The organism is Nocardia sp. NBC_01730, assembly GCF_035920445.1.
Classification (GTDB): Bacteria; Actinomycetota; Actinomycetes; order Mycobacteriales; family Mycobacteriaceae; genus Nocardia.
In genome coordinates this window covers 7,833,229-7,854,236 of record NZ_CP109162.1, presented here as the reverse complement: position 1 = coordinate 7,854,236, position 21,008 = coordinate 7,833,229, and the positions used below count along the sequence as shown (strand labels likewise).

Here is a 21,008-nt window from a genome sequence, read left to right as displayed (position 1 = left end):
TCCCATAGTTACACCAACGGAGAGTTACGTCAACCCAGCAGTCGCCAGGGTGGTCCGGCGATGCCCGCCCTCATCGCGGGCATCGCCGGACAGCCCGCTACCGCAGCCCAACCTGCGACAACCCCACGATCACCCCGTCACTGGGCACGACGGACAGACCGACACCGGCCAGCGACAGCGCCGTGACGACGGCGCCTCTGGCCAACCGGCGTTTGGCCCGACCCGACAGGAACAGGGCACGGGCGGCCGCGGGACGACCGGCGCCCCTGCGGCGGCCACCCCGACGCTGGTCGGACGGCACCTCGGCCTCCGCATCCGCCTCGGCCGCCGCCATGCGCCCGATGATCGCGGCGCCGTCGGCGATGGTGCGCTCCGGGTCCGGCGCGGTGATCACCGGCCTGGCAAGCTCGTCCGCGAGCACTCGAGCCACCTCCGCGGGCCGGGCCGCACCGCCGACCACGAGGACACGGTCGACGTCGGCCATGGTGACGTCCGCGGTCCGCAGGCAGCGGTAGACGAGTTCGAGGGACTTCTTGATATGCGCCGAACGCAGTTCGTCGGCATCAGCGACCGACTCCGTTATCGAGGACGAGGGCAGACCCTGCCCGGCGCGTTCGGCACACCGCGCCCCGAACGCGCGTCCACCGAACTCGGTGGAGCGCAACGACTCACCGACGATCGGATTGCGCGGACGTCCCACGCCGACCCGGACCAGTGTGACGTCTAGACCAGCGCCGCCGAGATCGTAGACCAGCGCGAGGCCGGGCATGAGCGGGCCGCGATCGGCCTCGAGCCAGGTTGCCGCCGCGATGGGTTCGGCGACCAAGGTCACCTGGGTGAGGTCCGCGGCGTCCAGCGCGGCACGTAGCTCCCCCACCTGCTCGTCGGTATAGCGGGCCGGATGGGTCAACGCGATGCCGACACCGGCGCCGCGCGACGGATGATCGTGCAGCACCTCGCGGATCACGCACTCGGCGACCGTCGCGACGAGATTCGCCGGCGAGAGCGTTCGGCGCGCGACCCGCGCACGGATGGTCGAGCGCTGGGTGAGGTCGGCGAATTCGGTGATCGCGCGACCGTGCCGGGGAATCATGCCGACCCTGGCCACTCCCGTGCTGTAAAAGGTCAGCGTGGTGCGGCGGGTAATCGCCTGCGGGCGCAGCTTTTTGCGTGGCCCCGGCGGAGCCTTGGCCGAACCTTCCTCCGCCAGAGCGGAAACCGTGTTCACCGTACCGATGCTCAAACCGAGACCAACCGCCATCGCAATCCACCTGATCGCCGTGCCGATTTGCTTCGAACGCCGTCCAGGCAACCACTCCGCGATCTCGGTGCCAACCCCGGACAACCGATTGTCCGCATGCCGCCTGTTCCGACCCGCTTCGGACATCTCGACCCATCGATCGGCCCACCCGCGCGCCGCCTCCAACACAGGCCGACCGGTCGGATTTCCTTGCGGCACGCGGGGTTCGGCGAGGCAAACCCGACGTTTGCCAATAAGCGGACATCACCGCGCAAATTTCGCAGTGATGCCTTCTCAACTGCGTCAACATCTCCAGTTAGATGGAAGCGAGCAATTAGCTGAACCAGATCGAAGCACCACTTCCGGAACCATGCCGAACCGATGCGGAAGCCGTGCCCGGCGCGATTTCCGACCGCGAAAGGTAGCCGTCCCCGGCGATTTCAGTGCGGCAGGGGACTGCCGCTCATGCCGGCACGAGACGGCATCCGCCGAGAAATCGAGAGGCTCAGCTACATTTCAGCTGCCAAACGACATGCGGCGCGTCGAGAACGACGCGCCGTTGGCCGAATTCGCGCCGACCGCTAATGCGTAGGCAGTTCCGGGATACGGGTGGCGCGGGCGTAGACGGTCTCGCCGTCCGACAGCCGCAGTGCCTCCGCGTCACCGCGGGTGACCTGCGCGGCGAACAGGTCGCCGGTCGCGGCATTACGCAGTTCGACACGCACCTCGAAACCGAGATGGACCACGCGCTCCACAGTCGCCCTTGTGACGCCCGCCGATTCTGCGGTGCCCTCGTGCTCGGCAAGCGCCATGCCCGGGTCGCGGCCGACGCGAATGTCGTGCGGGCGCACCAGATGTCCGTTCAGCCGGGCCACCGCGCCGAGGAAGGACATGACGAACTCGTTGGCGGGACGGTCGTACACGTCCTCCGGGCTGCCGATCTGCTCGATACGGCCCTTGTTCATCACCGCGATCCGGTCGGCGACGTCGAGCGCCTCCTCCTGGTCGTGCGTGACCAGCACGGTGGTCACGTGGACTTCCTCGTGCAGGCGGCGCAGCCAGGTGCGCAGGTCTGCCCGGACCTTGGCGTCCAGCGCGCCGAACGGCTCGTCCAACAGCAGTACTTGCGGGTCGACGGCCAGCGCGCGAGCCAGCGCCATGCGCTGCCGCTGCCCTCCCGACAGCTGCGCCGGGTAGCGGTGCTGGAAGCCTTCCAGCCCTACGATGCCCAGCAGTTCGTCGACGCGCTTGCTGATCTCGCTTTTGGGGCGCTTGCGGATCTTCAGGCCGAACGCCACATTGTCGCGCACCGTCATGTGCTTGAACGCAGCGTAATGCTGGAACACGAAGCCGATGTCGCGCTTCTGCGGCGCAACCCGGGTGACGTCGCGACCCGCGATGGTGACCACGCCGGAGTCCAGCGACTCGAGCCCGGCGATCGAGCGCAGCAGCGTCGACTTGCCCGAGCCCGAGGGGCCGAGCAGTGCGGTCAGCTCACCGGACGGGATGTCGATGGTGACGTCGTCCAGGGCCGCGAACGAGCCGTAGTTCTTCTTCGCGTTGGTCACGGTGATCACTTGGTGCCCCGCTTACGTTCGAGGAGGGTCATCAGCAGGAGACTGACGAGAGCGATGCCCATCAGCAACGTTGCGGCGGCGTAGGCGCCGAACGTGTTGTGGTCGTTGATGTATCGACCGTGCACGAGCAGCGTCAGCGTCAGCGACTTGCCGGGAAGGGCGGAGGACACCATGATCACCGCGCCGAACTCCCCGAGCGCACGAGCCACCGTGAGCACCACACCATAGGTGAGGCCCCACCGGATCGAAGGCAAAGTGATTCGCCAGAATGTCTGCCATCGAGACGCGCCGAGGGTGGCCGCGGCCTGCTCCTGGTCGTCGCCGATCTCGTGGAGCACCGGCTCGACCTCGCGCACCACGAACGGCAGCGTGACGAAGATGGTGGCGATCACCATGCCGGGCAAGTTGAAGATCACCTCGAGTCCCAGGTCTTCCAGCCCGCCGAACCAGCCGCCCGCACCCCACAGCAGGATCAGCGACACGCCGACCACCACCGGCGAGACCGCGAACGGCAGGTCCACGATGCCCTGGACCAGGCTACGGCCGGGGAACTTTCCGCGGACCAGCGCGATCGCGGTGACGATGCCGAAGACGACGTTCACCGGAACGACGATCGCCACGATGAGAATCGACAGTTGGAAGGCCGAGATGGCCGCGGGCGTGCTGATCGAGTCGATGAACGCGCCGACGCCCCGCTCGAAGGTGCGCCACAGAATGATGATCAACGGCAGAAGCAGCAGCACGAACAGATAGCCCAGCGCCACCGTCCGAAGTGCGACGCGAGTCGGTGCGGACGGTTTCATCGGGTCGGCTCCATCCTGCGGGCGTTCCCGCACCCCGGCCGCCCGACGAGCGCCGCGCGATTACGTCTCATCGGGTCGGCTCCATCCTGCGGGCGTTCCCGCACCCCGGCGACGCGACGAGCGCTGCGCGATTATGTCTCATCGGGTCGCCTGCTCCTTGCGCGCGGCGCGTTCGGCGAACAGCCGCAGCACAAGCAGCGTCGCGAACGAGATGGCCAGCAGCGCGACCGAGACGGCCGCCGCGTTCACCGGCCGGTCGATCTCGATCTGCTTCTGGATGTACTGCGAAGCCATCTCCGTCTTGCGCGGAATGGCGCCGCCGATCAGCACCACCGACCCGTATTCGCCGATCGCGCGGGCGAAGGCCAAGCCACCACCGCTGATGATCGCGGGCGCCAGCGTAGGCAGCACGATCCGGCGGAAGGTGGTCCAGTTGTCCGCGCCGAGCGAGAGCGCGGCCTGCTCGACCTCGAGGTCGGCCTCGATGAGCACCGGCTGCACCGAACGCACCACGAACGGCAGGGTGACGAACGCCAATGCCACGACCAGACCGGGCTGCGTGGCGTTGAGGTGGATATCGATCGGGCTCTGCGGCCCATACAGCGCTAGCAGCACGATGCTCGCCACGATTGTCGGCAGCGCGAACGGTAGATCGATCAACGCGTTGACGATGCCTTTGCCGGGGAACTCGTCGCGGACCAGCACCCAGGCGATCAGCGTGCCCATCACCACGTTGATCAGCCCCACCACCACCGACACCAGCACGGTGATACGGAGCGAGTCCAGCGCGGCGGGTGCGGTGACCGCGTCCCAGAAGCCGGACCAGCCGTCCTCGAAGCTGGTCACGGTGAGCGCGGCCAGCGGCAGCAGCACGATGATGCTGAGCCACAGCACCGCGGTGGCGATGCCGAGCGGGCCCACCGAGCCGGTCACGCGCAGCCACGACCAATTCCAGCGTCCGGCATTACTGCTGTCAGTCACGATCGTTCTGTTTCCCGTGTCCGAAAACGCCCGGTTACTTGGTCGCTTTGTCGTAGATCACCGCGACGGAGCCGGTGTTCGGGGTGAACAGCTCCTTGTCCACGCTCTTCCAGCCACCGAGGTCGGCGATCGTCCACAGCTTCTGGGGTCTCGGGAAGTCCGCGGCGTAGTCGGCGGCCACCGTCGGGTCGACCGGCCGGAAACCGGCCGCGGCCCACGCCTTCTGCCCCTCGGTGGTGAACAAGAAGTCGCGGAAGGCGACGGCCTTCTCCTGGTTCTTACTGTTCTTCAGCACCGCGACCGGGTTTTCGATCTTGAAGGTGACCGGCGGGACGGTGTGCTCGATCGGGTCACCGTTGCGCTCCGAGAAGATCGCCTCGTTCTCGTAGCTCAGCAGCACGTCACCGGTGCCCTGCAGGAAGGTCTCGGTCGCCTCGCGGCCCGACTTCGGCTGCACCTTCACGTGCTCCTTGGAGATCAGCTGGCTCAGATAGTCCAGGCCCGCCTGCGGGTTCTTGCCACCGTCGCTCTTGGCCGCGTACGGCGCGAGCAGGTTCCACTTGGCCGAACCCGAGCTGAACGGGTTCGGTGTGACCACTTCGACGCCCGGCTTCAGCAGGTCGTCCCAATCTTTGATGCCCTTCGGGTTGCCCTTGCGGACCACGATCGCGACGACCGAGCCGAACGGAATCCCCTTGGCGGCGTCGGCATTCCAGCTCGCGTCCACCAGGCCTGCGTCGACGAGGCGGGTGATGTCGGGCTCGACGGAGAAGTTCACGATGTCGGCCTCGGCGCCGTCCTTCACCTTGCGGGACTGGTCGCCCGAAGCGCCGTAGGACTGCTGGATCTGGATGCCTTTGCCCTGCTCGGTCTTGTTGAACTCAGGGATCACTTTGTCGAAGCCGGGCTTCGGCACCGCGTAGGCATAGAGGTTGAGGGTGCCACCGCTGCCGTCGGCTCCGCCTCCCCCGGTCGAGTCGCTGGCTCCGCCGCCGCACGCGGTGAGCGCGATTGCCGCGAGCGCAGTGAGTGCGACGGCGCCGTAGCGTCGACGCGAAGAGAGCCAGGAATTGCGAGACATCAGGGTTGGCCTTTCCTGCGGACCGCCATTGTCCGGTAGTGGTCATCGGTGGCGGAGACATTGCGGTAATCAGTAGACCTGTCGCCCGTGTTATGGCGATGGCGCGATCGTCGGCCGAATCGGCCGCCAGGGTTCGGGTACGTCTGCGGAAAAGTTGCGCGCCAGTCTACGGGGCAGGGAAGCGCAGCAGAACCCGGGTTCCGATCAGCGACAGAGGATGTCCGCGACCGCGAGATCTCCGATAGCGATCAACGCCAATTCATGGCGGACCTGCGGGACGGAACTCGAAGACACGGGCAGACTGTAGCAGAGCACGGCGTCTGAGTTCGAATCATAGAGTTTCGACATAAAGGGGGGTATCCCATGACTATCAGCCCAGACCGTGTCCGCACCCGGTTCCCCGGCATCAGCACGCGCGCATGGGAACACCCCGCGGACCGCACCGCCCTGGTGATGCTGCGCTCGCTGTCGGGGTTCGACGTCGTGCTGCGGACGCTTTCGGGTTTGCTGCGGGAGCGCCAGCACCGGCTGCTTTACCTGGCCACCGCGGTCCGGGTGGATGAGCGTCAATTCCGCACACTGCACCAGCTGCGCTGGGATTGCATGGAGATCCTCGACGCGCGCACGACGCCGGAGCTGTTCGTGCTGCAGAGCCCGCAGGTGAACGCCTTCACCATCGGAATGGACCAGCCGTTCATCGTGCTGACAACCGGACTGATCGACCTGATGGACACCGAGGAACTGCGCTTCGTGGTCGGTCATGAGCTCGGGCACGCGCTGTCCGGGCACGCGGTGTATCGCACCATGCTGATGCACCTGCTGCGGATCACGGCGAGCGTCGGATGGATGCCGGTGGGTGGCTGGGCGCTGCGCGCCATCGTCGCGGCACTGATGGAGTGGAGCCGCAAGTCCGAGCTGTCCGGCGACCGCGCCGGACTGCTGTGCGGCCAGGACGTCGAGGCCTCGGTGCGGGTGCACATGAAGACGGCAGGCGGCACCTGGATCAAGGAGATGGACCGCGGGGCATTCCTGGCCCAGGCCGACGACTACGAGCGGTCCGGCGACCTGCGCGACGGGGTGCTCAAACTGCTCAACCTGGAACTGCAGAGCCACCCGTTCTCCGTGCTGCGCGCCGCCGAGTTGCGCCGCTGGATTCAGAGCGGCGACTACGACCGCATGCTCGCAGGCGCTTATCCCCGCCGCGAACAGGACAAGAACACCCGGATCGGCGACGAGATGAAGGAGGCGGCTCGCGCCTACAAGGCGAACTTCGACCAGTCGGAGGACCCGCTGATCCGGACCGTGCGCACCCTCGGCAGGGATGTCGGCTCGGCGGCGAGCACGGTCGCACACGAAGTCGGCGACACGGTCTCGAAGCTTGGCAAGCGGTTCAACGACTGGCGGACGGGCGAGAACTAACCGGCGCTCAGCGGGTGAACAACCAGGCGACGACGACGAGCACGAGCAGAGCGACCAGCGCGAGCTGGACCCGTGAACGAGGCATCAACGCGCCCCGCTCTGCACGGGCTGACGGTTCTCGGCGGTGACGACCAGCTCGGGTTCGGCCGAACCGGACCTCATCGCGGGCGACGTCGTCAAGGCGGCGTTCCTGCGGTCGAGCATGCGCAGCACGGAGCGCAGAATGCGGTCCAGCCCATAGGCGATGGCGAAGCTGATCGGAACCATGCCCACGAGGACCACGAGGAACTGCGGAATGAACGGCAGTCCCGCAACCCACAGCTCGAAGCCGTCCCACCAACCTGCGATCCGATGCACGACTCCAGCCTAGTAGGTCCGCCCAGGTGCGCTTCAAGACCGACCACCCAGGGACCGACAAGATGCCGTAGCAGTAGACGACAGGCACGGATCGGTCCGAAGATGGGGGAATGGCGTCCTCCGATGATCTCACCGTCGACGAACCGTACGACCTGCCGGTGCCGAGTTCATTGACCGAAACGCGGCACTACCGCGCCTATCCCCCGATCGACGACTACGCCTTCTTGTCCGACTGCGAGACCTGCTGTCTGGTCGCCAGCAACGGCGCGGTCGAATGGATGTGCGTACCACGACCGGATTCGCCGAGCGTCTTCGGCTCGATGCTGGACCGCAGCGCCGGGCACTTCCGGATCGGACCTTACGGCGTCAGCGTGCCCGCCGCCCGCCGCTACCTGCCCGGCGGGATGATCCTGGAGACCACCTGGCAGACCGACACCGGGTGGCTGATCGTGCGCGACGCGCTGGCGCTCGGGCCGTGGCACAACAACGACCAGCGCAGCAAGACGCACCGGCGCACGCCGATGGACTGGGATGCCGAGCACTTGCTGCTGCGCACGGTGAAATGCGTGAGCGGGACGGTGGAGCTCGAGATGAGCTGCGAGCCCGCATTCGAGTACCACCGCGCCACCGCGCGCTGGGAGTACACCGGCAAGGTGTACGAGGAGGCGACCGCGGTCCGCAGCGACGACCCGAGCGCGGGCCCGAGTCTGGTGCTCACCACCGATCTGCGCCTCGGCTTGGAGGGCAGGGAGGCGCGCGCCCGCACCAGGATGCAGGAGGGCGACGAGGTCTTCGTCGCGCTCACCTGGTCGGAGCTGCCCGCGCCGCGCACCTTCGAGGAGGCCGCGCAGCGGATGTGGCAGACCACCGAGTGCTGGCGCCAGTGGATCACGCTCGGCAACTTCCCGGATCATCCGTGGCGCGACTACTTACAGCGCAGTGCGCTGACACTGAAGGGCCTCACCTACGCGCCGACCGGAGCGCTGCTGGCCGCGGCGACGACCTCACTGCCGGAAACACCTGGCGGACAACGTAATTGGGACTACCGATACACCTGGGTACGGGACGCCAGCTTCGCGCTGTGGGGCCTGTACACGCTCGGCCTCGACCGCGAGGCCAACGACTTCTTCGCCTTCCTCAACGACGCGACCACCGGCGAGAACGGCGAACCCGTCCCGCTGCAGGTGCTCTACGGCATCGGCGGCGAGCGCGATATCACCGAGAGCATCCTCGACCACCTCGGCGGCTACGACAACGCCCGGCCGGTGCGGACCGGCAACGGCGCCTACAACCAGGACCAGCACGATATCTGGGGCACCATGCTCGACGCGGTGTACCTGCATGTGAAGTCGCGCCAGCAGGTACCGGAGACCTTGTGGCCGTTGCTGGTTCGCCAGGTGCACGCGGCCATCGCGCACTGGAAGGAACCCGACCGCGGCATCTGGGAGATTCGCGGCGAGCCGCAGCACTTCACCTCCTCCAAGGTGATGTGTTGGGTGGCACTGGACCGCGGCGCGAAGCTCGCCGAGCTGCACGGTCAGTACGAGCACGCCACCGAGTGGTACACCATCGCCGAGGAGATCAAGGCCGACATCCTCGCCAACGGCGTGAACTCCGAAGGCGTGTTCACCCAGACCTACGGTGGCGACACCCTGGACGCCTCACTGCTGCTGGTGATACTCACCCGCTTCCTGCCGTCGGAGGATCACCGGGTGCGCGCCACAGTGCTGTCCATCGCCGATCGGCTCACCGAGAACGGCCTCGTGCTGCGGTATCGGACCGAGACCACCGACGACGGATTGACCGGCACGGAAGGAACTTTCACGATCTGCTCGTTCTGGCTGGTGTCCGCGCTGGTGGAGATCGGCGAAATCCAGCGGGCCAGGCATCTGTGCGAGCGGCTGCTCGGCTTCGCCAGCCCGCTGGGCCTCTACGCCGAGGAGATCGATCCGCGCAGCGGCCGCCACCTCGGCAACTTCCCGCAGGCGTTCACCCACCTGGCGCTGATCAACGCCCTAACGCATGTGATCAGGGCCGAAGAATCCCGGCACGCGGGCCAATTCCAGCCCGCGCACACGCCACAGGGCCATCCGATCTGACCGACCCCTCCGGTCGATAGCTGCTTACTCGGCGACGAGGTCGTCGGCTTCCGCACGAAGCGCGCGCAGCTTGCGGAGCCGCGCGTCGAGGTCGGCGATTCGTTCCTCCCTGTGATCGCCGTACTTCCCGTAGGCCTCCTCTGCGACGCGCAGCGCCTCGTCCGCGCGGCGCGATGCCTCCGTCGCGATGTCGGTGAAGTAGTCGCGCAACACCCGCTGCATGCCACGCAAGCGGTTGCGCGATTCCTTTCCGACCTGGAAGATCACGTCGTCCATCAGCCGGGCGACCGCGACCTTGGCCTCGGCGCGCCTGCGCAGCTTGCGGTTCTTGCGGTCGTCCCACAGCGCGTTGACGCCGAGCAGCACGCCCGCGCCCGCCGAGTACCAGTTCACCAGCGACATGCCGAGCAGGCTGGTGGCGAGACCGACCATCAGGATGCCGCCGTAGGACCCACGCAAACCGGTCAGGAACTGCTGGGTGACACCAGCTTTCGCGCTCTCCAGCGGTTCCAGGGGCTGCACGTGCCGGAGCACCTCGTCCGGGTCGGCCAGGCGCAGATCCAGTAGTGGCGCGGCGTGGTTGTCGGCCGGGAACTTCGCGGCCACCTGCTCGCTCAGCTCCATGGAGCGGTAGTGCGCCACGGCGAAGTTCTCCTCGACCGCTTCGCAGATCCGTGCGTCCAGGTCGGCGCCGAAGTCCCTCCATCGGCGAGCCGGGTCGGACTTGGCGATCTCGGCTTCCGCGTCGCGGATCAGGCTGCGCAGTCGGTGGCGCAGATCATGCTCGATATCGGCCATCAGCTCCGTACTGCCGTCGACCAGGGCGACCTGCCAGTTCGCCGTGCGCTGCCGCAGCTGATCGGCCTCGTCGCGGGCACGGACGAGCTGGCCGGTGATCTCGGCCCTGCGACGCGTATCGCGCAGCGCCTCGGACTCGGTACGCAACGTCACTGCGAGGTGGTCTCCGACCAGGCGGATGTCCTGCACCGCTGCTTCCAGCGCGACCGCGTCGGCGCGGGCGACCACATAGTCGCGCAGGTGGTCGATCAGTTGGGGCACACCGGATTCGATGTCGCGCTGGTGGTCGCCGGACTGTCCCGCCTGCCGGTGCAGCGCCGCCGACACCGGCGCCACCGCGAAACCCAGACCCGCCGCGTCGAGCAGTTCCCGGTTCCGCTGCTGGGTGTGCGACCAGTTCGGGGACACGTCGATCTTGTTCAGCACGCACACCACGGTGGGGCAGATCTGCTGGATGCGCTGCAGCTGGGCGATCTGCTCCATGGTCAGCTCCGCGCCCGCGTTGCCGACGTAGAGCACGGCGTCGGCGGCGGCGATCATCGACCAGGTGGTCCGGTTGTCGCCCAGCGCGCCCGGCGCGTCCATGACTACGACTCCGTCAGCGAGCAGCGGGCCCGGATGGGTGAACTCGGCCCGCACGACGCCCTGGGCGGCCAGCGCCGGGCCGGGATCGAGCGGATCGACCGACTGGCGCTCGGTGCGGCCCAGCTCGGTCTGACGCACCAGCGTTGCGGTCGCCTCCGGACCGTACTCGACGATCACCGGGATGCTCAGATCGCTGTTCGTCGCGCTGACCGACGCGCCGACCAGGCCGTTGACCAGCGTGCTCATGCCGTTCTTCGGCTCGCCGACGACCACGAGCCGCACTCGCGGATCGGTCACCCTGGCGTGGACCATGTTCAGCCGACTACCGAGGTCGTCGCGTCCCGCGAATCGGGCCGTCTCCCGCAGTTCGTCGAGTATTCGGATGAGCGGGGCCATCGCGTCCGGATGTTTCACGGTCGCGGCCTTCAGCCCGGCAGCGGCAGACAACCCTCCTCCTTACTCTCGGTGACTCTTGATCGATATACCCCCTGCGAATACTCCGCAGTCGTCCAATCTTTCGGCGCAGCTACATGAGCGGGAAGTCCAGCCCGCCGAACGCCATGTGGTGCGTCTCGGTCATGGTCGTCTCCGGCAGCAGTGCACCGGACAGGCTGCCGCCTGAGACCATGGCGAGCACCGAGTGGTCGCCGAACGTGTGGTCGGCGATAGGGAGCGGAGCGAAACCGGGGTCGGCGGAATGGTCGACCGCGAGCGGCGCGGAGATCCCGTGCGGCTTGGGGTCGATGACCGGTGGCTTGACCGGCGCGGGTATGTGGGTCGGCGCGGGAGCGATGTGGGTGGGCGCGACCGGGGTGGGCGGATCGATGCCGACAGTGGGCGGGTGAGCGGGTGCGCTGTATGTCGGCGCGACGGTCGGCTGCTCCGGCGCGGAGTACGTCGGCTCGGACGGACGCGGCGCGGTCGGCACGTCGTCGGTCGGCAGTTCATTGGTCGGCACGTCGTTGGTCGGCAGTTCGTTGGTCGGCACGTCGTTGGTCGGCTGGGTGCTGTGCGAGGTACCCGGCCCGGTGCTCGGACGGCCGGTGCCGCCCGGGGTCGTCACGTCGTCGTCCGGTGTGGGCGTCGAGTGCCCCGGGGTGTTGGTGATCGTCGCGCCGGGCGGCTTGGTAATCGTCACGTCCGGACCGGTGACACCGCCATTCGGCACCGTGGTGACGCCCGCGCCCGGCGTTTTCGTGATGTCGTAGTCCGGCGTTTTCGGCACGGACGGGATGACCGGCGTGGTGACGTGGTCGGAGATGACCGGCGGCGGCATGGTCTTGATGATCGTCGTCGGCGTGGTCACCGTTGCGATGGGCGACTGGGTCGGGTCGGACGGATGCGAATCGGTCACCGGCGCGGGCTTCACCACGGGCGTCGGCCGCACCGCGTCGAACAACGCGGGGACGGCCGCGGCCGGAGCCGTCAGCACCGACGAACCCTCCGGCGCGGCAAGCACATTCGCGATCGGCGTGGAGGCGGCGTCCGGCTGGATGATGGTCTGCAACGGGGTGGCCACGACGACCGGAGCGGCGGCGGCCGCGGCCTGGGCCGGGGCCACTGTGGCGGCGGGGGCGACGGACGCGGCGGGCGCCACCGAAGGGGCCGGAGCGGGGCCGGCGGCGATCGGCATCGACGCCGCCAGCGGCTGGGCGACCGGCTGCGCCGCCGAGAACTGCCCGGCGGACGTGCCTGCGGTGGGCATCGTCACACCGCCGGCGAGACCGGGATTGCCCTGGCCCGGCGACTGCGCCTCGGTGAGCATGCGGCCGGTGCCGTCCGGCACGCGCATGCCGTCGGTGATCCAGCCGGTGAACTCGTCGAGCTGGTCTCCGACGTGTCCAACGGCGACGTCGACCTCCAGCTCCGAAGTGACGTAGGCCCCGTTCGGGCCGAGTCCGAATTCGGCCGACCACTGCGTGCCGACGAAAACCCCGAGCCCGTCGCCGCCCACGCCGATGCCGTCGAACGGATCTGCCGCCGTCGGCGTCGCACCCAGGCCGTTGCTACCGGGCAGGTCGAAGATCGTGGAGCCGGGCGCGGCGAAGCCGTGCGCGCCGGGCAGGCCGAAGCCGTGCCCGGCCTGGCCGAGTCCGTGGCCGGGCAGACCGAAGCCGTGGCCGCCGGGAAGGTCGGCATCACCGGACGATTCGGTGCGGGCGGAGTCAGCCGTCGGCAGTTCGTCGGACACCAAGCCGCCCGTTTCGGCGATCGGCAGCCCGGCATGGTGACCGGCGAAGCCGGGCATACCTGGCAGACCAGGGATACCCGACATACCTGGCATACCCGGGAAACCTGACATACCCGGCACGCCAGGGATACCAGGGATACCCGGCGCAGGAGAGATGCCTGGCACACCAGGGATTCCGCCCAGCCCCGGGAAACCGTCACCGGAGGATCCGGGCAGCTGCATTCCGTGCCCGCCATCGTCGGCACCCAGCGGGGTCGGCGTCGGCACGCCCGCATCGGTTCCGCTGTACTCGTTGTCGAACGTGTGCATCGGCGCGTTACCGGTACCGCCGACGTCGACATGAACGTCGACGCGAACGTCAACGTGCAGTGTGAAGCCTGGTGTACCCCCACCCTGTGGGACAGGGGTGATCGGTGGATGCGGCGTGAACGGCGCAGGCTCCACCACGGGGTCCGGGAAGGTGATCACCGGGCTCGGCTCGTCGGGATCGGGGTCGCTGTTGTGCGCCCAGCCGGTGTTCCAGCTGTCGAGCCGGGACTCGCCCGGCTGCGCGGGAACACCACCGCCGTTCGCGGCTACGAGAGCGCCGCCCGTGACGTACGCGCCCGCACGCGCGACCCGCGCAACGCCGGTTGCCACACGATAGGCGGTGTCACCCGCGCGTTCGGCCGCTTCGGTGTCGTCGTCGAAGGGCAGATCACGCGTCATAGAAACTCCGCTCTCGGGTGTCCAGCATCCTCACCGCGCCGGACCGACCAAGTGAAGATCACCTAACAATATTTCGGGAATACTCGCCTGTCACATTCTTCAGGACTGTAGAGAATACGACTGTGGCGAGCAACATGACCTTGCCATCAGCGATAACAGGAACGAAAGCCCTATTTCGGGTGGCTTTACGAACTGGACGCGGTCTCGAAAACGCACCATCGCCAGGTGCCCCGGCGCTTTCCCGTGGTTGCGCCGATCATCCGCCCGCCGAATGGGCGAGAACTAACAAATCTCTAACAGCGGCCTGAGGAGTGCTGAAGATCCGCTCCCTACTGTCGAATTCGCCGAACCAGAGGGTCGGCAGCATCGCGAAGGAGACAGCACCATGGCCGCATCAACCGGGCGCCCTCGGGCGCGCATCGCCGTCGTCCTCACTGGAGCCTGCGTTGCCGCCGCGGCGACCGCGCTGACCGCGGGTGCCGCCGCGGCCGACGCGCCGTGGGTCCAGCCCGCCGCTCCCGGCGAGGTCGTCGTCTGCATCCGGGCGGACGCGTCGCCGCCCGGCACGCCGGTCCTTCCTCTACCCGGCATCCTGATCGCTCCGCCCGGCACGCCGATCCTCCCGCCCGGCACGCCGATGACCCCGGCCGCCCCGCCGCTCGCCCCGCAGGGCGGTGACCATCCGCACGTCAGGATCGAGCGCTACACACCGGACACACCAACCGACGACGCGGCATTGGTGTGCGGGTCACCGGATCCGTCGCGGGCCGTCGTGATTCCGCCCGGCGCGCGTGTCGAGAGGATGCCCGCACCGCCCCTTGGTGCCGCCCGTCCCGCGCCGGGCGGCACCGGCAACTGACCCGCCGATCTCAGACTGTGAGATTAGATTGACACCATGGCCGGTCAACGAATCTTGGTCGTGGACGATGAGGTTCGAGTCCTCGCGTCGCTGCGGCGCGGGCTCGAACTCTCGGATTTCGAAGTCATCACCGCCGGTGACGGCGCCGAGGCGCTGAGCATGGTCCACCGCAACACGCCCGACGCGATGGTGCTCGACGTCAACATGCCCGAGCTCGACGGAGCCGGCGTGGTCACCGCGCTGCGCGCCATGGGCAACGACATCCCGATCTGTGTGCTCAGCGCGCGCACCGCGGTCAGCGACCGGATCGCCTGCCTGGAACGCGGCGCCGACGACTACCTCACCAAGCCCTTCGATCTCGGCGAGCTGGTCGCCCGGCTGAACGCGCTGCTGCGACGCAGGCAGAAACCGGTGGACCGGCTGGACGAGCTACGCAGGGTCGGGCAGGTGCAGATCGACCCGGCGGGGCACCGGGTGCTCGCCTCGGGAAGACCGGTGGAGCTGACCAAGCGCGAATTCGAGGTGCTGGCTTTGCTCGCCGAACACGCCGGCATCGTGCTCGGCCGCGAGCAGATCCTTTCCGCCGTCTGGGGTTACGACTTCCCCACCGACACCAACGTGGTCGACGTGTTCGTCTCCTACCTGCGGCGCAAGCTGGAGGCGCACGGCACGCCGCGGGTGATCCACACCGTGCGCGGTGTCGGTTTCGTACTCCGGGAGCGGTCATGAACAGATCTCCGTCGCTGCGCACCCGGGTTGCCGTGGTGTCCGGTTTCGTCGCCGCGCTGGTTGCGCTCACCCTGACGGTCACCTTCGCCGCCCTGCTGGGCGCGACCGGCGAGCGCCAGCTGGACGAGACCGTCTCGTCGATGGCCGTTCGGATCGCACCGCCGCTCAAAGCCGCTCCGGCGCCGGCAATTCCACCGATGGTGGTCACCGTCGCCCCCCAGCAGGCGCCCGCGGACTCGGCTGTCCCACGCGGGCCCGGCGGGCCCGGCGACGCCGCGATCACCAGGGTGGATGGGCTGCCCGGCGTGCTCGTCGCACTCCATCCCGACCGCGGGACAGTGGACGCGGCCATCCATCGCAGCCAGCGGATCGGTCTGGGTATCGGCGTGGCCGGCGCACTGTTGGCCGCCGTGCTCGGCTGGTTCCTGGCCGGCTACGCCGCCCGGCCGCTGCGCAGGCTGGCCGATGCCACGCACGGCATCGACACCCTGGAGGAGCTGCCCCCGCTGTCGGGTCGTGGTGCGCGGGAAGCCGAGGAACTTTCCGACGCCATCACCCGCATGCTGGCCCGGCTCGAGGCCGCCCATCGCGCCACCCACCGGGCGCTGACCGGTGCACGCGACTTCGCCGCCGTCTGCGCGCACGAACTGCGCACGCCGCTGACCGCCCTGCGCACCGACCTTCATGTGTTGGCAACCAAGGAGATTCCCGCAGAACAGCGCGGCGCGATCTTGTCCGAAGTGCTCTTCGCCGAGCAACAGATCGAGAACATGCTGACCGACCTGGAACGCCTCGCGGTCGGCGAGCTCACCCAACCGGATGTCTTCGAGCCGTTCGACCTCTGCGAGACCCTGGATCGCGCGGTGCAGGACGCGCAGCGCAGGCACCCCGACGTCCGCATCGAACTCGTCGAATGCACGCCGATCACGGTCACCGGGCTGCCCGGCGGCATCATGCTCATCGTCACCAATGCCGCGGCCAACGCCGTCCAGCACGGCCTCGCCGACACCGTCATGGTGACTGCCGAACCGGGACCGGAGGGCACCGTGGAGATCCGCGTCGACGACGACGGTCGCGGCGTCCCGGACAGCGTGCGCGCCGCCGCCTTCGACCGGTTCGTCAAGGGGCCCGGCTCCCCCGGCTCCGGCCTCGGGCTCGCCCTGGTCCGTCAGCAGGCCGAACTGCATTCCGGCACCGCCGAACTCGACGAAAGCCCGCTCGGGGGCACCCGCTTGCGCGTGCGTCTACGCGTGCCGGGCTAGCGCTACTTCTTGTCCTTCGGTTTGTCCGAGGCAGCATCCGAGGACAGCGCGGCCACGAAGGCTTCCTGCGGGACCTCGACGCGGCCGATCGTCTTCATCCGCTTCTTGCCTTCCTTCTGCTTCTCCAGCAGCTTGCGCTTACGGCTGATATCGCCGCCGTAGCACTTCGCGAGCACGTCCTTGCGGATGGCCCTGATGTTCTCGCGCGCGATGATCTTCGAGCCGATCGCGGCCTGGATCGGCACCTCGAACTGCTGGCGTGGGATCAGCTCGCGCAGCTTGGTGGTCATCTTGTGGCCGTAGGCCTGGGCCGCGTCCTTGTGCACGATCGCGCTGAACGCGTCCACCGCCTCGCCCTGCAACAGGATGTCCACCTTCACCAGTTGCGACTCCTGCTCGCCTACTTCTTCGTAATCGAGACTCGCGTACCCGCGGGTGCGCGACTTCAGCGAGTCGAAGAAGTCGAAGATGATCTCGGCCATCGGCATGGTGTAACGCAACTCGACGCGGGTCTCGGACAGGTAGTCCATGCCGCCGAGCTCGCCGCGGCGGGACTGGCACAGCTCCATGATCGAGCCGATGAACTCGCTCGGGGAGATGATGGTGCACTTCACGATCGGCTCGTAAACGTTGCGCACCTTGCCTTCCGGCCAGTACGAGGGATTGGTGACAACCTGCTCGGCACCGTCTTCCATCTCCACCCGGTACACCACGTTCGGCGCCGTCGAGATCAGGTCCAGGTCGAATTCGCGCTGCAACCGCTCGCGGGTGATCTCCATGTGCAGCAGTCCGAGGAAGCCGCAGCGGAAACCGAACCCGAGCGCGACCGAAGTCTCCGGGGTGTAGGTCAGCGCGGCGTCGTTGAGCTGGAGCTTCTCCAGAGCGTCACGCAGGTCCGGGTAGTCGGAGCCGTCCACCGGGTAGAGGCCGGAGTAGACCATCGGGCGCGGCTCGCGGTACCCGGTGAGCGGTTCGGTCGCGCCGCCGCGCGCGCCGGTCACCGTGTCACCGACCTTCGACTGACGCACGTCCTTCACGCCGGTGATCAGGTAGCCGACCTCGCCGACGCCGAGACCCTGAGTCGGCTTGGGCTCCGGGGAGACGATGCCGATCTCCAGCAGCTCGTGTGTGGCGCCGGTGGACATCATCTTGATCTTCTGGCGCGGGGTCAGTTTGCCGTCCACCACGCGGATGTAGGTGACCACGCCGCGGTAGGTGTCGTATACCGAGTCGAAGATCATCGCGCGGGCGGGCGCGTCGGCGTCGCCGACCGGCGGCGGCACCTGGGCGATCACCTGGTCGAGCAGGTCGGCCACGCCCTCGCCGGTCTTGCCGGACACGCGCAGCACGTCCGACGGCTCGCAACCCACGATGTGCGCCAACTCGGCGGCGTAGCGCTCCGGGTCGGCGGCGGGCAGGTCGATCTTGTTCAGCACCGGGATGACCGTCAGATCCTTGTCCAACGCCAGGTACAGGTTGGCCAGCGTCTGCGCCTCGATGCCCTGCGCGGCGTCGACCAGCAGGATCGCGCCCTCACACGCCTCCAGCGCACGCGACACCTCGTAGGTGAAGTCCACGTGACCGGGCGTGTCGATGAGATGCAGCACGAAATCGGTGCCCGCGCTCTCCCCCGTCCGGGGCTTCCAGGGCAGCCGCACGTTCTGGGCCTTGATCGTGATGCCGCGTTCGCGCTCGATATCCATCCGGTCCAGATACTGGGCGCGCATCTGCCGCTCCTCGACCACACCGGTCAGTTGCAGCATCCGGTCGGCCAGCGTCGACTTCCCGTGGTCGATGTGCGCGATGATGCAGAAGTTCCGGATCCGGGTGGGATCGGTGAAAGTCGTGTCGGCGAAGCTGGCGGGCACTCCACTCCTCATGGGTATCGGCAAACTGCCGTCCATCGTCCCATGAGCAGTGCGAAGGCTCCGCCAGTGGTGCTCTGTTGGTTTTGCAGCGCCTGCGGCGCTGCGTGTTCGCGGCCCCTTGATGGCTCGCGTCCGAGCGGGCGAGACTCGCGACTGCGTCGCATGCGCTTCGCCCACTCGGACGCGAGCCGGGCCGCGAACGGTGCTCGTAAGACTCGCACCCGGCGGGGCTGAGAATCTCGCCGCTTGCCCACGCACTCCGAAATCATGTGCCGCCCAGATCGCGGATGACCCCGGCGACACGGCCGATCGGGCGCGGATGAGAAGAGGCGGGCGCGCCGTTATTCTCCAGAGATGGCCCGAAGTTGGAACTCTCTCGGCAAGCAACTCGGTCTCATCGCGAAGGAGCAGGGGCCCAAGATCGTCAAGCAGCAGGGGCCCAAGCTGGTGGAACGACTGGTGGGGACGCTGGCGCAGCGTCGCGCGCCCAGCGGCGTCTCGGTGCGGCCCGCCGCGTCGACACCGGTCCCGACGGCCGAGCGGGCGCGACAGATCGTCTATTCGCCGCAGCTGGACGGACGGGCCGATCCGGGCGAGATCGTGTGGACCTGGGTGCCCTTCGAAGAGGATCCGAGCAACGGCAAGGACCGGCCGGTGCTGGTGGTCGGCCGCGACCACCGCACGCTGCTGGGCTTGATGCTGTCGTCGAATCCAGAACGCGCGCACGACCACAATTGGGTCGGCATCGGCAGCGGGTCCTGGGACCACGACGAACGACCCAGCTGGGTCCGGCTCGACCGGGTACTCGACGTGCCGGAGGCGGGCATCCGCCGCGAGGGAGCGATCCTGCCGCGCAAGACCTTCGACTTGGTCGCACACCGGCTGGTGATCGAATACCGATGGAGCTGAGCCGCTCCGGCGCACGGGTCAGTCGACCTGGTCCCGGGCCGGAGCGGTGTCGATCGTGATGCCGATCGGATCAGGCGGTTGCCCGGTGCGGCCGAAGGCGTAGCGCCGCACCTCCTGGTATCGGCCACCGTCCGGCTCGGTGTACACGATCACCTCGGCGGCATCGCCCGGAGCGACGCCGTCAGGAGAGCATCTCGCGGGAACGGCCGTACAGCAGGCCGTATACCAGTGCGCCGAGCACGCCGCCGATCAGCGGAAACAACACGAACGCCCAGACCTGCCCCATCGCACCGTTCTGGTAGGGGGCCACGGCGAGACTGCGGGCCGGGTTGACCGAGGTGCCGTCCACCGGAATCGAGACCAGGTGGATCACCGCCAGCGTGACACCGATGGACAGCCCGGCAAGCGGCACGTCGGAGATCTGGTCGGTGGAGGCCAGCACCACGAACACTAGCAGCGCCGTCAGCATCACCTCGATGATGATCATGGCGGCCATCCCGTAGCCGTTCTGCACGACCACCTCACCGAGCGGCCCGGTCTTCGCCGACGGACTGTGCGCGCCCCAGCCGTTCGCGCCGAGCCCGTCGACCGAACGGTCGTAGGATGGCAGATTCTTGGCCAGCGCGAACAGTACGAGGCCTGCCAAGAAACCGCCGATCAGCTGGGCGATCACGTACCCGGCCGCGGACACCGCGCCCACCCGGCCGAGCAGCAACTGCCCGACCGTGACCGCCGGGTTGACATGGCAACCCGAGATCGGCCCGATCGCGTAGACCAGGAACATCAGCGTGAGTCCGAAGGCCAGCGCAGTCCCGAGCGCGCCGACCCGCTCCCCCGCCAGCACCGCCGTGCCTGCGCCGCCGATAACCAGGACGAAGGTGCCGAGCGCCTCGGCACCCCATTTCTTGCTGTCGGGAATCGGTTTGTTCTCGGCAACCTCTTCCACGACTTCCTGAGCCGTTGGAGACATCTGTCCACCTTCCGCGTTCCAGACATGGTGCTCTTGCGAGCCGTGGTACCGCTTCGACAACAGAGCCGCTCGAGTGATCTCTACAACGACTTCGAGATCGATGGAGTCACCTCCGGAGAATATGCCCTCCAGAGGCGGAACATCGACATAATCGCGGCCGACACCCACGGAAACGTGCTGTTCAGTGCTGGTGACGTTGTTCGTCGGGCCGTAGCACCACCAGGCGCCGGTCCACGCCTCGATCCAGGCGTGCGGACTGTTCGGCAACCGTTATGCCGATCTCGGCGGGCGGGTTCCGGTGCGGATAGTCGGAGACGTACCGGCTCGGGATACCAGGTCGGTGCGCACAGTCGCCGCCCGCCTATCCGGACCGACCGCACCGGCCCGGCTGTTCACGCCGAAGATTCCTCGCGTCACTCCCGGGTGGAACTCCGGCGGCCGGACGGATCGGTCGTCCGCTCTTCGGCACGGACACGCACCGATTTCGCGTGCCGAACGGCGACTGGTACCCTCGATCTTCGGCGCTGCGTTACCCATTTACCCCGGGGTTGTGTCGCGCGCTCCCGAACTTT

Annotated in this window: 18 protein-coding genes; 6 read left to right on the top strand and 12 right to left on the bottom strand. The window is 67.9% G+C overall.

Annotated elements, in window-relative coordinates; genetic code table 11:
- Positions 1–97: 97 nt before the first annotated feature.
- From OHB12_RS32665 to OHB12_RS32640, 6 genes are all read right to left on the bottom strand, one after another.
- Positions 98–1,228 (bottom strand): Hsp70 family protein, encoded by a 1,131-nt coding sequence (locus OHB12_RS32665; protein WP_327113863.1) that lies wholly within the window; start codon positions 1,226–1,228, stop codon positions 98–100.
- A 593-nt stretch (positions 1,229–1,821) separates the two neighbouring features.
- Positions 1,822–2,817: a sulfate/molybdate ABC transporter ATP-binding protein gene (locus tag OHB12_RS32660; protein WP_327113861.1), complete on the bottom strand. Its 996-nt coding sequence runs from the start codon at positions 2,815–2,817 to the stop codon at positions 1,822–1,824.
- Positions 2,814–3,620 (bottom strand): sulfate ABC transporter permease subunit CysW, encoded by an 807-nt coding sequence (cysW, locus tag OHB12_RS32655; RefSeq protein WP_327113859.1) that lies wholly within the window; start codon positions 3,618–3,620, stop codon positions 2,814–2,816. Before cysW ends, OHB12_RS32660 begins: the two co-directional genes overlap by 4 nt.
- Positions 3,621–3,758: 138 nt before the next feature.
- Positions 3,759–4,601: a sulfate ABC transporter permease subunit CysT gene (gene cysT / locus OHB12_RS32650; protein ID WP_327113857.1), complete on the bottom strand. Its 843-nt coding sequence runs from the start codon at positions 4,599–4,601 to the stop codon at positions 3,759–3,761.
- A gap of 34 nt (positions 4,602–4,635) precedes the next feature.
- Positions 4,636–5,682, bottom strand: a complete 1,047-nt coding sequence (locus OHB12_RS32645; protein WP_327113855.1) for a sulfate ABC transporter substrate-binding protein — start codon at positions 5,680–5,682, stop codon at positions 4,636–4,638.
- Between the two features lie 204 nt (positions 5,683–5,886).
- Positions 5,887–5,976, bottom strand: coding sequence for an Ms4533A family Cys-rich leader peptide (locus tag OHB12_RS32640; protein WP_327113853.1), 90 nt, complete (start codon positions 5,974–5,976; stop codon positions 5,887–5,889).
- A gap of 69 nt (positions 5,977–6,045) precedes the next feature.
- On the opposite strand from OHB12_RS32640, the gene OHB12_RS32635 reads away from it, so the two are divergent.
- Positions 6,046–7,101 carry a M48 family metallopeptidase gene (locus tag OHB12_RS32635; protein WP_327113852.1) on the top strand — a complete coding sequence of 352 codons (1,056 nt, stop codon included), beginning with the start codon at positions 6,046–6,048 and terminating at the stop codon, positions 7,099–7,101.
- An 84-nt stretch (positions 7,102–7,185) separates the two neighbouring features.
- Here the strand turns inward: OHB12_RS32635 and OHB12_RS32630 are convergent, their stop codons facing one another.
- Positions 7,186–7,458 carry a hypothetical protein gene (locus OHB12_RS32630; RefSeq protein WP_327113850.1) on the bottom strand — a complete coding sequence of 91 codons (273 nt, stop codon included), beginning with the start codon at positions 7,456–7,458 and terminating at the stop codon, positions 7,186–7,188.
- Between the two features lie 110 nt (positions 7,459–7,568).
- On the opposite strand from OHB12_RS32630, the gene OHB12_RS32625 reads away from it, so the two are divergent.
- Positions 7,569–9,557 (top strand): glycoside hydrolase family 15 protein, encoded by a 1,989-nt coding sequence (locus OHB12_RS32625; RefSeq protein ID WP_442799898.1) that lies wholly within the window; start codon positions 7,569–7,571, stop codon positions 9,555–9,557.
- Between the two features lie 24 nt (positions 9,558–9,581).
- On the opposite strand, the gene OHB12_RS32620 is transcribed toward OHB12_RS32625, so the two are convergent.
- Both OHB12_RS32620 and OHB12_RS32615 read right to left on the bottom strand, forming a co-directional pair.
- The gene (locus OHB12_RS32620) at positions 9,582–11,387 is read right to left on the bottom strand and encodes a hypothetical protein (RefSeq protein ID WP_327113848.1); all 1,806 of its coding nucleotides are present in this window, start codon (positions 11,385–11,387) and stop codon (positions 9,582–9,584) included.
- A 79-nt stretch (positions 11,388–11,466) separates the two neighbouring features.
- Positions 11,467–13,839, bottom strand: a complete 2,373-nt coding sequence (locus OHB12_RS32615) for a hypothetical protein (RefSeq protein WP_327113846.1) — start codon at positions 13,837–13,839, stop codon at positions 11,467–11,469.
- A 385-nt stretch (positions 13,840–14,224) separates the two neighbouring features.
- On the opposite strand from OHB12_RS32615, the gene OHB12_RS32610 reads away from it, so the two are divergent.
- From OHB12_RS32610 to OHB12_RS32600, 3 genes are read left to right on the top strand one after another with little or no spacing between them, the layout of a single operon-like run.
- A complete protein-coding gene (locus OHB12_RS32610; RefSeq protein WP_327113844.1) occupies positions 14,225–14,698 on the top strand; it encodes a hypothetical protein in 474 nt (157 codons plus the stop codon).
- A gap of 36 nt (positions 14,699–14,734) precedes the next feature.
- Positions 14,735–15,427, top strand: a complete 693-nt coding sequence (locus OHB12_RS32605; protein ID WP_327113842.1) for a response regulator transcription factor — start codon at positions 14,735–14,737, stop codon at positions 15,425–15,427.
- Positions 15,424–16,689 carry a sensor histidine kinase gene (locus OHB12_RS32600; protein ID WP_327113838.1) on the top strand — a complete coding sequence of 422 codons (1,266 nt, stop codon included), beginning with the start codon at positions 15,424–15,426 and terminating at the stop codon, positions 16,687–16,689. The genes OHB12_RS32605 and OHB12_RS32600 overlap by 4 nt, the downstream gene beginning before the upstream one ends.
- A gap of 2 nt (positions 16,690–16,691) precedes the next feature.
- On the opposite strand, the gene lepA is transcribed toward OHB12_RS32600, so the two are convergent.
- Positions 16,692–18,593 carry a translation elongation factor 4 gene (gene lepA / locus OHB12_RS32595; protein WP_327113836.1) on the bottom strand — a complete coding sequence of 634 codons (1,902 nt, stop codon included), beginning with the start codon at positions 18,591–18,593 and terminating at the stop codon, positions 16,692–16,694.
- 318 nt (positions 18,594–18,911) lie between these two features.
- Between lepA and OHB12_RS32590 the strand changes: the two genes are divergently transcribed.
- Positions 18,912–19,466 (top strand): type II toxin-antitoxin system PemK/MazF family toxin, encoded by a 555-nt coding sequence (locus OHB12_RS32590; RefSeq protein ID WP_327113834.1) that lies wholly within the window; start codon positions 18,912–18,914, stop codon positions 19,464–19,466.
- Positions 19,467–19,484: 18 nt separating this feature from the next.
- On the opposite strand, the gene OHB12_RS32585 is transcribed toward OHB12_RS32590, so the two are convergent.
- Both OHB12_RS32585 and OHB12_RS32580 read right to left on the bottom strand, forming a co-directional pair.
- Positions 19,485–19,619 (bottom strand): hypothetical protein, encoded by a 135-nt coding sequence (locus OHB12_RS32585; protein WP_327113831.1) that lies wholly within the window; start codon positions 19,617–19,619, stop codon positions 19,485–19,487.
- 28 nt (positions 19,620–19,647) lie between these two features.
- A complete protein-coding gene (locus OHB12_RS32580) occupies positions 19,648–20,436 on the bottom strand; it encodes an aquaporin (protein WP_327113829.1) in 789 nt (262 codons plus the stop codon).
- Positions 20,437–21,008: the final 572 nt, after the last annotated feature.

What these genes read in the sequence shown, in the direction of transcription:
- cysW (WP_327113859.1), bottom strand. Translation starts at nt 3,620, where the DNA reads ATGAAACCGTCCGCACCGACTCGCGTCGCACTTCGGACGGTGGCGCTG.
- OHB12_RS32645 (WP_327113855.1), bottom strand. Translation starts at nt 5,682, where the DNA reads ATGTCTCGCAATTCCTGGCTCTCTTCGCGTCGACGCTACGGCGCCGTC.
- OHB12_RS32635 (WP_327113852.1), top strand. Translation starts at nt 6,046, where the DNA reads ATGACTATCAGCCCAGACCGTGTCCGCACCCGGTTCCCCGGCATCAGC.
- OHB12_RS32625 (WP_442799898.1), top strand. Translation starts at nt 7,569, where the DNA reads ATGGCGTCCTCCGATGATCTCACCGTCGACGAACCGTACGACCTGCCG.
- OHB12_RS32615 (WP_327113846.1), bottom strand. Translation starts at nt 13,839, where the DNA reads ATGACGCGTGATCTGCCCTTCGACGACGACACCGAAGCGGCCGAACGC.
- OHB12_RS32610 (WP_327113844.1), top strand. Translation starts at nt 14,225, where the DNA reads ATGGCCGCATCAACCGGGCGCCCTCGGGCGCGCATCGCCGTCGTCCTC.
- OHB12_RS32605 (WP_327113842.1), top strand. Translation starts at nt 14,735, where the DNA reads ATGGCCGGTCAACGAATCTTGGTCGTGGACGATGAGGTTCGAGTCCTC.
- OHB12_RS32600 (WP_327113838.1), top strand. Translation starts at nt 15,424, where the DNA reads ATGAACAGATCTCCGTCGCTGCGCACCCGGGTTGCCGTGGTGTCCGGT.
- lepA (WP_327113836.1), bottom strand. Translation starts at nt 18,593, where the DNA reads ATGGACGGCAGTTTGCCGATACCCATGAGGAGTGGAGTGCCCGCCAGC.
- OHB12_RS32590 (WP_327113834.1), top strand. Translation starts at nt 18,912, where the DNA reads ATGGCCCGAAGTTGGAACTCTCTCGGCAAGCAACTCGGTCTCATCGCG.
- OHB12_RS32580 (WP_327113829.1), bottom strand. Translation starts at nt 20,436, where the DNA reads ATGTCTCCAACGGCTCAGGAAGTCGTGGAAGAGGTTGCCGAGAACAAA.